Source organism: Streptomyces tubbatahanensis, from assembly GCF_022699385.1.
Lineage (GTDB): Bacteria > Actinomycetota > Actinomycetes > Streptomycetales > Streptomycetaceae > Streptomyces > Streptomyces diacarni.
Genome location: NZ_CP093846.1, coordinates 6,560,076 through 6,572,513, shown reverse-complemented (window position 1 = coordinate 6,572,513; position 12,438 = coordinate 6,560,076). Strand labels below are relative to the sequence as shown.

Annotated in this window: 7 protein-coding genes; 4 read left to right on the top strand and 3 right to left on the bottom strand. The window is 72.5% G+C overall.

The genetic code is table 11. The features are described 5' to 3' along the window. Positions 1–9: 9 nt before the first annotated feature. From MMF93_RS28155 to MMF93_RS28145, 3 genes are read left to right on the top strand one after another with little or no spacing between them, the layout of a single operon-like run. Positions 10–1,503 carry a hypothetical protein gene (locus MMF93_RS28155; RefSeq protein WP_242755857.1) on the top strand — a complete coding sequence of 498 codons (1,494 nt, stop codon included), beginning with the start codon at positions 10–12 and terminating at the stop codon, positions 1,501–1,503. Positions 1,504–1,560: 57 nt separating this feature from the next. Then, positions 1,561–1,824, top strand: a complete 264-nt coding sequence (locus MMF93_RS28150; protein WP_242755855.1) for a hypothetical protein — start codon at positions 1,561–1,563, stop codon at positions 1,822–1,824. Between the two features lie 47 nt (positions 1,825–1,871). Then, on the top strand, positions 1,872–6,269 hold the full coding sequence (locus tag MMF93_RS28145) for an FtsK/SpoIIIE domain-containing protein (RefSeq protein WP_242755853.1): 4,398 nt from the start codon (positions 1,872–1,874) through the stop codon (positions 6,267–6,269). A gap of 453 nt (positions 6,270–6,722) precedes the next feature. Here MMF93_RS28145 and MMF93_RS28140 read toward each other — a convergent pair whose 3' ends face one another. Next, on the bottom strand, positions 6,723–6,989 hold the full coding sequence (locus MMF93_RS28140) for a WXG100 family type VII secretion target (protein ID WP_114017810.1): 267 nt from the start codon (positions 6,987–6,989) through the stop codon (positions 6,723–6,725). Between the two features lie 200 nt (positions 6,990–7,189). Here MMF93_RS28140 and MMF93_RS28135 point away from each other — a divergent pair, with 200 nt between their 5' ends. Beyond that, a complete protein-coding gene (locus MMF93_RS28135) occupies positions 7,190–8,008 on the top strand; it encodes an SAM-dependent methyltransferase (RefSeq protein ID WP_242755852.1) in 819 nt (272 codons plus the stop codon). 62 nt (positions 8,009–8,070) lie between these two features. Here the strand turns inward: MMF93_RS28135 and MMF93_RS28130 are convergent, their stop codons facing one another. Beyond that, positions 8,071–10,137, bottom strand: a complete 2,067-nt coding sequence (locus tag MMF93_RS28130; protein WP_242755850.1) for a protein kinase domain-containing protein — start codon at positions 10,135–10,137, stop codon at positions 8,071–8,073. A gap of 158 nt (positions 10,138–10,295) precedes the next feature. Further along, entirely contained in the window at positions 10,296–12,437 is a 2,142-nt protein-coding gene (locus MMF93_RS28125) for a protein kinase domain-containing protein (RefSeq protein WP_242755849.1), read from the bottom strand. Position 12,438 lies beyond the last annotated feature (1 nt).

Here is a 12,438-nt window from a genome sequence, read left to right as displayed (position 1 = left end):
GGGCAAACGGTGCTGTCCGCGGAATCGGAGCAGATCCTCAGGCGTTTCGGGCAGGCCGTGCAGACGGCCACCAGCCTCGCCGGGCAGGGGAAGATCCAGCTGACGCCCCAGTACCTGGAGAAGCTGACGAAGCCCAAGGACGGCGACATGTGGTCCGTCAGCATGCTCTTCAAGTACGGCCCGAAGGGCGACAAGTGGGACGCCAAGGTGCTCTCGGCTGTCGGTGGCGCGATGCTGGACTGGCGGTCCCAGCAGCAGATGCGGCCCGGTTACTCGCCGCCGAGCATGACCATCGGCGGTTACGTGCCGGGAGGCTACGTCGAGTCCGACCACCCGTGGTACGAGAACCTGGGGCTGAACGTCTCCTACATCTCGGTCGGGGCCGACGACGCGGCCGCCCGTATCCGGGGCATCGCCGCGAACGACCCGTCGCTCGTCCTCATGCAGCGTGTCAGCGAGAACGCCGCCGCCTCACGGCAGTTGCTCACCGGTCCGGACGGTGCCAAGCACGCCAAGGCGCTGGTCGACGACAAGTGGCACACGCCGGGCTCGCAGTCGTTCAACGACGCCCAGTGGCCCGCGGCTGTCATCACGGCGGCGACCACGGACCGCACGGGGCATCCGACGGAATCGGCCCAGGCCGCGGCCAACATCATCAACGCGGGCGCGGCCGAGTACGGCGAGGAGAAGAACAAGAGCGCGTACGACACGTCGCAGTATCCGGTCCCCGCCGGTATCACCCGCGCTCTCGCGCAGGTGTTCGCGGCCTACGTGCCCGACTTCGCCGCGTCGCACGGCATGGGGAAGGACCAGCCCGCGGCCGCCGCGACCGGCACGGACAACGCGGGCAGGCTGATCGTCGGCCACCAGACGGCCTCGAACTTCCTCAGCATGATCATGCAGAACAAGGACGACGCGGGGAACGTGGTCAACGCCGTCAACGCGCAGATCTCCCTGACGGCCGCACGCGGCATGGACAGCCCCGAAGCCCAGACCTACCTGGAGAATCTGGCGGAGCTCCAGGGCGGAGTGACCACGGCAGCGCACCACGTCGGTCTGGACGCGGAGAAGCTGAAGGACGAGGCGAACAAGAAGACGGTGCTGTGGGTGGACTCCCTCGGAGGCGCCGTCACGGCCATACCGGGACTGCCGATCGAGGGCGAATGGGTGCAGATGGCGATCGCGGGAGCCCTGCCGGCGATCAAGGAGAGCTTCTCGACGGACAACGCTCAGAAATACCAGGAAGGCGCTGAGATCACCTTCTACGACGATCAGTCGGCGATGCGGCTGCCGCTGCTGCGCGGCCTGCTCATCGGCGGGAAGATCGAACCTCCGCAAGGGCACCCCGAGTGGGCGAACGGGCAGATCAATCTCAAGACGGCGGGAGATCTCACGGACTTCAACAGCTGGTGGCAGCAGGTCGCCAGGCAGCAGGGCGGCCGGCTCGACCGCTTCGACGACGGGATGAGGACCGCTTTCGACCGGGGCAACAGCGCCGGCTGACGCGCGGTGGCCCTCAGCCGGGCCGCGACCAGCTGACACGACCGACGAGGGGGAGCCATGGGACAGCACGAGGCCGATCTGTGCCGGCAGGACATGGGGAAGATCGACACCGCGGTCGACACCGTCCGTGCCGCCATGAAGCGCGTGACCGACTTGATGGGAACGAACACCTGGGTGGGCCCCACCGCCGACCAGTGGGGCGGTGACTTCCACGGCCGCTTGGGATCGCTGAACTACCTCTTCAACTCCTACCCGGCCGAGCAGCAACGGTTGATCACCGAGGCCGAGCAGGACAAACCGAAGGACGGCGGCGCGAAGTAGCGCGCGAGGGCCGAGCACCGGACACCCACAGCGAGCGGGGGGCTCCTATGGAACTGCGATTGACCGCCGTCGACACCGCGGGCGGGCACCGCGCTGACCTGCTGGTGGACGCGGAGCCCGACGCCGCCGTCGGGGCCGTCGCGCGGGAGATCGCCCGACACGTGGGCGCGGAGGACGGGGGCGGCCGGGGCGCACCCCCCGCGCTGCACGTGGGCGGCTGTCTCCTCGACCCCGCGCTGCCGCTGGCTGACTCCCCCGTGCGGGACGGCGCGACGGTCTCCCTCGGCACGCCCGGGGCGTGCCCGCCGCCGCAGGGACAGGGGACGGTCGAGGTGCGGATCGTGGGCGGCCCGGACGCGGGGCGGGTGTACCGGCTCGGCCCCGGCGTCGCCGTCGCCGGCAGCGGGTCCGAGGCGTGGGTGCGCCTCGCCGACAGCACCCTGCCCAGCTCCGCCTTCGAGATCGACGTGGCACTCGACGGCACGGTGACCGTCAGCCCGGCGTTCGGCAGCGGTGTGACGATGGACGGCAACCAGGTGGCGGGGCCCACCGGCTGGCGCCGTCGCGGCACGGTCGCCGCCGGCCACTCGCTGTTCGAACTGAGCGAGCCGGTCTTCCCCGACACCGCGCTCAAGCCCTCGCAGGACGGCACGGGGCTGGACTACAACCGACCGCCGCGGATCAAGCCGTCGGCCCGCACGACGCAGTTCCAGCTGCCGCCCAGGCCCACGCAGTCGGAGACGCGGCCCATGCCGTGGGCGGTGGCGCTGGCACCGATGCTGGCGGCCGTCGCCCTGGTGGTGGTGCTGGGCAGCGCCATCTACCTGATCATGGCGGTGCTGACGCCGGTCACTCTGGTGGCCAACCACTTCTACGACCGCAGGCAGGGCCGCAGTTCGCACCGCCGCAAGCGCCGCGAGTACGAGCAGCAGAAGGTCTCGATCGAGTACCAGGCGCGCAAGGCGATGGCACAGGAGACCGCCGCGCGCCGGCTCGCCTGCCCGGACCCGGCCGAGCTGTATCTGACCGCCACGGGGCCCAGGCAGCGGCTGTGGGAGCGGCGGCTGGAGGACGACGACTTCGGGGTGCTCCGCGTCGGGACGGGGGCGCTGCCCTCCGAGGTGGAGGTGAGCGACCCCAACCAGCAGGAACACCTGCGTGCCGAGCCGCGCGTGCTGACCGACGTTCCCGTCCCGGTGGCGCTGCGCACGCACGGCATCCTCGGCGTCGCGGGCCGCGGCGAGCTGCCCCGCGCCCTCGGACGCTGGCTGGTCGCCCAGGCCGCCGTGCTGCACAGCCCGGCGGACCTGAGCGTCTACGTGCTGACGGACCCCGCGGGCCGCGCGGCGTGGGAGTGGGTGCGCTGGCTGCCGCACGCGCACGACCGCCGGCGGCGCGGCGCGGTGACGCTGGTGGGCACGGACGTGGAGAGCGTCGCCCAGCGGATCAGCGAGCTGCTGGGCGTGTTGGGAGCTCGCCAGGAGGCGATGGGCGAGGGGTTGTCGGGGACCGAACACCGGTGGCGCGGCCCGCGTGTCCTGGTCGTGCTCGACGGTTCCCGCCGGCTGCGGTCCCTGCCGGGGCTCAAGCAGCTGCTGGCCGAGGGGCCGTACTGCGGGATCCACCTGGTGTGCCTGGACGCGGACCGGCGGTTGCTGCCCGAGGAGTGCCGCGCCCTGATCGAGGAGGACCACTTCGGACTGTTGCAGGTTTCGCAGTTCGGGGAGCGTCCTGTGCAGTCGGTGCGCCCGGACTGCGTGCCGCCCGACTGGTGCGAGACCGTCGCCCGCGCCTTGGCACCGGTGCGCGACGTGAGCGACAAGGAGGCGGGCGCGCTGCCGGACGCCTGCCGGCTGCTGGACCTGCTGGGACTCGAGCCGCCGACGGCCGAGGCCATCGCGGCACGCTGGACGGTGGGCGGGCGCTCGACCGCGGCGGTGGTCGGCGTCTCCTTCGACGGACCCTTCACCATCGACCTGGTGCGGGACGGGCCGCACGGGCTCGTCGCGGGCACCACCGGATCGGGCAAGTCGGAGCTGCTCCAGACGCTCGTGACGTCCTTGGCGGTGGCCAACAGGCCGGACGCGATGAACTTCGTCCTCGTCGACTACAAGGGCGGTGCGGCCTTCAAGGGGTGCGAGCAGCTGCCGCACACCGTCGGCATGGTGACCGACCTGGACTCCCACCTGGTCGAACGGGCACTGGTCTCGCTCAACGCCGAGGTGCGCCGCCGCGAACGCATCCTGGAATCGGCCGACGCCAAGGACATCGAGGCCTACGAACTGGCGACCCGCCGGGACCCCTCACTGGCCCCGCTCCCCCGGCTGCTCATCGTCGTCGACGAGTTCGCCTCGATGGCCAGGGAGCTGCCGGACTTCGTGACCGGTCTGGTCAACGTCGCCCAGCGCGGCCGTTCCCTGGGCGTCCACCTGATCCTGGCCACGCAGCGGCCCAGCGGCGTGGTCTCCCCGGAGATCCGCGCCAACACCAACCTGCGCATCGCCCTGCGGACCACCGACAGCGCCGAGAGCCAGGACGTGATCGAAGCGCCGGACTCGGCCACCATCGCCCGCACCACACCGGGGCGCGCCCTGGTCCGGCTCAGCGCCTCCTCCCTCCTGCCGTTCCAGTCAGGACGCGTCGGCGGGCGCAGGCCGCAGACGGAGGCCTCCACCGCGGCAGAGCCGTGGGCCGTGCCGGTGGAGTGGGCCGGTCTCGGGCACCCACTGCCGACCCGCCCCGCGCCGCCCGGGCAGGAGGACGACGACCCCCTGACCGACCTGGCGGTGCTGGTCGCCGCGATCGGCGAGAGCGCCGCCTCCATGCGGTTCGCCCCGCCCTACCGTCCCTGGCTCGAACCCCTGGCCGACCTGGTGACGGTCGCCGACGTGCCGCGTCCGGCGGGCGGCCGCCAGGGCGACGTGCCGCCCGTCGCCTTCGGCGTCACCGACGTACCGGCACGGCAGGACCGCTCGCCGCTGACGCTCGACCTGGTAGACGGGGATCACCTCCTGCTGGTCGGCGGGCCGCGCTCGGGCCGGTCGACGGCGCTGCGCACCGTCGCCGCCGCCCTCGCCGCCGTCTCCTCCCCCGCCGACGTCCACCTCTACGGCGTGGACTGCGGCTCCAACGCGCTCGTTCCGCTGTCGGTACTGCCGCACTGCGGAGCGATCGTCACCAGGGACCAGGCCGACCGGCTCACCCGGCTGCTGGGCAGGCTCCAGGCGGAGATCGTGCGCCGCCAGCAGCTGCTGGCGCAGGCGGGCGCGGCCGACGTCGCCGAGCAGCGGGCCGCGGCGGCCTCGCCCGAGGAGCGCCTGCCGTGGATGGTGCTGCTGCTGGACGGCTGGGAGAGCTACACCGCCACCTACGAGTCGTACGACTACGGCAAGCTCATCGACGCCATGACGCAGCTCTTCCGCGAAGGCCCCTCGGTGGGGCTGCGCGTCGTGATGACCGCGGGGCGCGGCGGCCTGTCCGGCACCGTCTCCTCGTCGTTCGGCGACCGGCTCATCCTGCGCCTCGCCGACCCCAACGACTACACCACGGCCGGAATGACGCCGCGGGACATTCCCTCACACCTGCCGCCCGGCCGCGCCCTGCGGCCGGGTGACGACGGGGTGCTGGAGAGCCAGATCGCGCTGCTGGATCCCGATCCCGCCGGGCAGGCCCAGGTCGGCGCGGTGCGCCACATCGCCGAACGGGCCGTTGCCGCGTACGGCAGGCCCTCGCCCGCCCTCCGCCCGATGCGGGTGGACCCGCTCCCGGGCCGCGCCACGACGGCCGAGGCGCTGGCACTGGCGGCGGAGTCCGGACTGCCGGGCGGGCTGTGGGCCCTGGTGGGCGTCGGCGGGGACGAACTCGCTCCGGTCGGAGCCGACCTGGCACAGCACGGCCCCGGCTTCGTCATCGCGGGACCGCCCAAGTCGGGGCGTTCGACGTCGGTGTGCGCGGCGGCCCGCTCGCTGCTGCGCGCCGGGGTGCCCCTCGTTCTCGTCACCCCGAAACGCTCTCCGCTGCGCGACCTGGAGGGCGAACCCGGTGTGGTCGGCGGGGTACGGGAGATGGCGGAGTCGGCGCAGTTGCAGGAACTGCTGGTCCGGGCTCGGGAGCGCGGGCGGTACGCGGTACTCGTCGACGACGCCGAGCTGGTGTTCGACACGCCCGTGGACGCCGTCCTGGAGACGGTCGTGCGCGGCGGCGTCGACGGCGGACACGGGCTCGTGGCCGCCGGCACGACGGACTCACTGACCTCGCAGTACCGGGGCTTCGTCAAGGAAGCGCGGCGGGCGCGCAGCGGGCTGCTGCTGTCGCCGCAGAACAACGCGGAGGGCGAACTCTTCAACATCCGGCTGCCCCGTGCGGCGGCCTCCGGCGTGGCGGGCCGCGGACTGCTGGTGCTCAGCGGCGACATGATGCCGGTCCAGGCGGTCACGGACGCCTGAGCGGGCCCGTTCGCGGGGGCCCGCTCACGGGGCGGTGCCGCGCCCCTCCGCGACGGGGCCCCGCCACCGCGTGGCCGGCCGCCACCGGGCGGCGCGGCCCCACACCGCCGCCGTGCGGCGGGCCGCCATCGGGTGTCCCGTCCCGCACAGCGGCAGACCGACGTGGGATGTCGGATCCCGCACGACGGCGCGGCCCCACACAACAGCGGGCCACCACACGACGGCACGGCGCGACACAACAGCGCGGCCCCACACGACAGCGCAGCTCAACACAGCAGCACGGCCCCACGCAGCAGCACGGCTCGACACAGCAGCGCAGCTCAACACAGCAGCACGGCCCCACGCAGCAGTACGGCTCGACACAGCAGCGGGCCGCAGCCGAGTTGGCTGCGGCCCGTGCGAGGTCGGCGCGGCGGGCAGCGGCCCGTAGCCGGTGAGCCGTGACCCAGGGGGTCAGTTGGTGGCGTGGTCGATGTTGTCCGCGTTGGTACGCGCGGCCCGGCCGGCGTCCCGCAGTGTCTCCACGAAGCGGTCGAAGGTCGGCTTGAGGCTCTGCCACTCGGAGCGGAACTGCTGGGCCTTGCCGCCGGTCCAGTAGCCCCCGCTCTCGTCGCACGCGTTCTGCAGGCTGGTGATCAGCCCCTGAAGCTGGTTCGCGTCACCGTCGAACTTCCCCGCCAGTTCACGCAGCCGCGCCAGGTCGGCACCGTTCATTCCCATCGGGAACCCTCCCCGTTATCCGGTTATGACACGTCTTGCCGACGGTAACGCACATCACGTCGGTCCGGGCCCCGTTCGTGTCACAGCGCGTCTACAGCACCGTCACCGCTCGCCCCCGAGCCGGGCGGGACGGTGATCTGGTGCTCAACAGCGCCGTACGTCACAGTGGTTGACCACGTGAGGTCTCACAGGAGTGACGCATGAGCCAGCAGATCCCCCCGGGCACCGCGACACGGCCGCACACCGCGCGGCTGTACGACTTCTATCTGGGAGGCAAGACCAACTACAGCCCGGACCGGGAAGTGGCCGTCGAGGGACTGAAGCTCTTCCCCAACGCGATGATCGCCGCCCGCCAGAACCGGGCCTTCATGCACCGCGTGGTGCGCCACCTGGCGCGGGAGCGCGGCATCCGGCAGTTCCTCGACATCGGCACCGGCATCCCCACAGTCCCCAACCTGCACCAGGTGGCGCAACAGGAGCAGCCCACCGCCCGGGTCGTCTACTCCGACAACGACCCGATCGTGCTCGCCCACGCACGCGCCCTGATGACCAGCACCCCCGAGGGGGTCACCGAGTACGTGGAGGCGGACGTCCGCAGGCCCGAGGCCATCCTGGAACGCGCCCGCGAGACCCTGGACTTCTCCGAGCCGGTCGCCCTGACCGTGATCGCCCTCTTCCACTTCATCGAGGACACCGACGAGCCGCAGGCTCTGGTCCGCCGGCTGCTGGAGGAGTTGCCCTCGGGCAGCGCGCTCGCCCTCTCGCACGCCACCGAGGACTTCGACCCGGAAGGCATGCGGCTGATCGCCGACAGATACCGGCAGGCGAACATGCGCGTGCGGCTGCGCAGCCACAAGGAGGTCGCCGAGTTCTTCGACGGCCTGGAACTGGTCGAGCCGGGCCTGTCCGCCACCTGCGACTGGCGGCTCGACCTCGACACCGACGACGTGCCACAACTCCCCGGCATGGTCAGCCCGGCCGAGGCCGGTGTGTGGGCGGGCCTGGGTATCAAACCGTAGCCGCCGGGCGCCGGCCGGTGCTGTCGAGGGCAGCGGCCGGCGCCGTGGGCGACTCGTCGTGTTCAGGCGACGGGCATGGCTGTCAGCAGGTTGCCCTGGCAGAGGAAGACGCGGTTTCCGTCGGCGCCGATGCGCCAGGGTCCCGACGCACCCTGGATGTACGTCCACGCCTGGGCGCCCTTGCGGGTGTCCACGGCGGTCACACCGCGGGAGCCGTCGTCGTACATGGCGACCCACGCGGTGTTCCGCTGGAGCGTCGGCGCGTCGAGGGGCAGCGTGGTCGTCTGGAGTGTGACCGTCCACGTGCCGGTGCCGTCCGCGGTGCGGCGGGCCTCCACGTCGGCGGCGTTCGCGGCGTACAGCACCTTTCCGCGGACGGCGGGCGCGCCCCAGCCGCTGTCCTCGGCGGCCGGCTGCGCCCACTTGAGCGAGCCGTCGGCCAGGGACAGTGCCGTCAGGCGGCGGCCTCCCAGGTAGACCAGGCCGTCCGCGCCCCGCCCCGCCGCGGGGGTGAGCGCGGTGCCCTCGGCGCTCTGTTTCCGGGGCCCCCAGACGGCACGGCCGCTCCCGGTGTCCACGCACGCCACCTTCCCGTCGGCCCCGTGGACGACCAGCCGGCCGTTCGTCACCACGGCACGTGCGGGGTGTTCGGCCGAGGACTCGACGGGCAGTTTCGCGGTCCACCGCGGCTTGTGCGTGGTGAGGCCGACAGCGCGCAGCTTGTTGCTCTTCGTCGTCAGGTACACCGCCTCGGAGTCGGCGGCGAGCAGGACGGCGGCGTCGGCGGACGCGGACCAGCGGCGCTTGCCGTCCGCGCCGAGGCCGAGGATCTCGCCGGACCGGTCGGCGGCGAGCAGCACCGGTTCCTCGGCGCCGGTGACGAGCAGCGGCCCGCTCCCCACGGACAGGCGGGCCTTCCACCGCCGCCCGCCGTTGCGCACGTCGAACGCGTGCAGGCCGCCGCCCTTCGCCGCGACGACCACGACGTCACGCAGCGGCACCGGCGCCGGGGCCTCGTCGCGGGTCACCTCGAAGGGGCCCCACAAGGGCGACGGGGGCTTTCCGGCCTCGTACGTCGCCAGCGGTTCGGCGTCCCGGTCGTGAGGGTCGTCCTCGTCGCGGCCGAGCAGGTACCAGGCGCCGGCGCCACCGCCGACGGCCACGACGACACCGCCGCCGGCCAGGCCCGCGAGGAGACGCCGCCGAGACGGGCGCACGGCATCCTCGGTGTCCCCCGCGGCGGGCAGTGTGGTCATCCGCTCGGCGGTCTGCTCGCGCTCGGCTATCTCCCCGGCGAGGGGGCCGCGCCGCCACACCAGGTCCGCGCCCTTGGGCGGCGCGAAGGCCCGCGCCACGTCCTCCGGCGTGGGGCGCCGCGCGGCGTCCTTGTCCAGGCAGGGCGCGACGAGCGCGAGCAGTTCGGGCGAGAGCCCGTCCAGCCGTGGCTGCCCGTGCACCACCTCGTAACTCACCGCCGCCACGTGCTCGCCGGTGAAGGCCCTCGCGCCCGTCGCAGCGAACGTGAGGACGGCCCCGAGCGCGAACACGTCCGCCGCCGGGCCGACGCGCTGCCCGAGCACCTGCTCGGGCGGCCCGTATCCGGGCGTGACGGGCACCTGCCCCGTGGTGGTGAGCGTCAGCCCGTGCTCGGGTCTGGCGATCCCGAAGTCGATGACCCGCGGCCCCCGTGAGGTCAGCACGATGTTCGCGGGCTTGAGGTCCCGGTGCACCAGGCCCGCGGAGTGGATCTCGGCCAGCGTACGGCCCAGCGCCGCGGCGAGCGCGCGCACCGCCGCGTCCTGGAACCGGCCGTGCCGCTCGACGGCCTCCTGCAACGTGGGGCCCGCCAGGAACTCACTGGCGATCCAGGGTCGACCGCCCTCGGTCTGCGCCCCGAGCACCCGCGCGACCCCTTTGCCGCGCACCGCGCCGGCGGCCTCGGCCTCCCGTACGAAGCGCCGTGCCATGTCCGGGTCGTGTGCCAACTCGGGCCGCAGCACCTTCAGCGCGGCCGCCTTCCCCCGCCCGTCCCGCCCCAGGTACACCTTCCCCATTCCTCCGGCGCCCAGCACACCGACCAGCCGAAAGGGACCCAGACGCAGCGGGTCGCCGACGCCGAGAGGTTTCATGGGGAGTAGCTCCTGGGGTGGTTACCGACGACTGTCTCGACAACTATTCCAACGACTTTTCCGGCGACTGCTCCGGCGACTTCCGACAACGAGCAGGGCGGACAGTGCTGGTGCGGCGGAGGCGGGCCACTTCGGCGGACCGCTCGAAAGGCAGCGGATCACTTCAAGGGCAGACCGAAGACGCGCTTGTCGGTGGCGACGACGAGTTGACTGGTCTCGCGGTGCCAGGCCAGTTCGGGAATCGCCTCTTTGTCGGCTCCGACGGAGGTCCACGCCGCCCGCCGCTTCTTCACGTCGACGGCGGTGACCAGGGAGGTGCCGCCGGAGGGGAAGTACACGTAGCGGTCGCCGACCACGGGGACGGCGTCGAGTGGGATGCGCGACGCCACGTCGAGCTTCAGCTCCCACCGCAGTTTTCCGCTCGCGAGGTCGAGCGCCACCACACCGTTGCCCGACTCCAGGGCGTACACGGTGCCGTCGTGGGCCACGGGGGCTCCGTACTCGGCCAGGTCCGACGACTCCGCCTTGTGCGCTCTGCCCTTGCCGAAGCGCCAGCGGGTCTTTCCGTCCTTGGCACGCACTGCGATGATCTCGTCGAGGTTGAGGTAGAGGTTTCCCTCCGTGTCGGCGCCCGAGGTGCGGATCTCACGTCCGTAGCCGAGGGAGAACTTCCTGCTCCAGGCTTCCTTGCCGGTTTCGACATCGATCGCCCACACCTCGCCGTCGGAAGCACTGGCGAGCACGAGCAGTTCGCCGGCTTTGGCCACGACGACGGCTTCGTGGGAGATCTTCCCCCGCCACAGCTTCTTTCCGCTCTCGGCGTCCAGCGCCATGCACGTCCGCCGGAGCCCGCCCTCCTCCTCGCGCACGAGCACGGTGCCCTTGTGGACGGCGAGAATCTTGGCGACCTGCGGGCCTGTTACGTCACTTCCCAACAGGTCCCGCACGTCCGCGACCGGGGCCGCGAACCTGCCGGTCTTCTCCTCGAGCACCGCAAGTTCGCACGCGTCTCCCTGGAGCCCGTGAATACGTCCCTCGTCGGCGGCGGCGGACCACACGTCCGCCTCGGTGCCGACGACCTCGCCGCCCGCCGACAGCAGGGTGAGCTTGCCGCCTGCGACGACCACACCCACGCGTCGCTCGGTCAGCAAGGGAGTGGGCGCACCGCTGTCCGACGACTTGAACTGCCAGTTGGGCTCGGGGGCGGACGCGGGCGCGGCCGGTGGCGGCGTCGAGGCGGAGGGAGGCTCGTCCGATCCGGACGGTCGCGTCCAAGCCCAGATGCCCCCGGCTCCGGCAGCGGCGACGAGCCCGCCACCGGCCAGAGCGAGGAGGCGGCGCCGGGAGGTCATGGCGGGAGAGGGCCTCCCGTGCGTCTCTGCCGGTTCCTCGGGCGGCGGCGCCGACCGCGCGGGCCTGACATCCCAGACGGCGACGCTGCGCCGCAGGATTTCGGCGTGCACGGCATCCGGCAGGTGATCGGCGAACTCCGCGTCGTCACCGTCGTGCAGCAGGGCCGCGAGCTGACCGGCCCCCGGTCGGCTCTGCGGGTCCTTCGCCAGGCATCGTTGGAGCAGCCGGGCCAGTTCCTGCGGTACCCCCGTGAGGTCGGGTTCGCCGTAGCGGACGCGGTAGAGCAGGTCAGCGGTCTGGCCAGTGCCGAAGGGGCCGTGTCCCGTGCAGGAGAAGACGAGCACGCCGGCGAGCGCGAAGACGTCACCCGCGGGGCTGTGCTCCTGTCCTGTCGCCTGCTCGGGCGACATGAAGGCGGGGGTCCCCGCAGCCGCCCCGGTGCGCGTGAGCCGGTCGTCACCGGCGGCTCGTGCGATACCGAAGTCGATCACCTTGGGCCCGGTGGCCGTCAGGAGGATGTTGGAGGGCTTGAGGTCGCGGTGCACCACGTCGGAGGAGTGCAGTTGGGAGAGCGCCTGGCACAGCCTGGAGCCCAGCACACGGGTCGTCGCCTCGGGCAGCGGCCCGCACAGGGAAACCGCCTCGTCGAGCGGGGGGCCGAGTACGTACTCGGTGGCCAGCCACGGAGTCTCCGCCAAGGGGTCCGCGTCGACGACGAGAGCGCCGTGGTGCTCGCCGATGACCCGCGCCGCGTCGGCCTCCAGTTGGAACCTGGTGCGGAAATCGGCCAGTTGGGCGATGTCGCGGTGCATCGTCTTGAGCGCGAGGGTCCGCCCGCGCGGGGACCGCCCCAGGTACACGGTGCCCATGCCCCCGCCGCCGAGTCGGGCGACGAGCCGGTAAGGGCCGAGGTGTGCGGGATCGTCGTGGGTGAGAGGGTGCGCCATG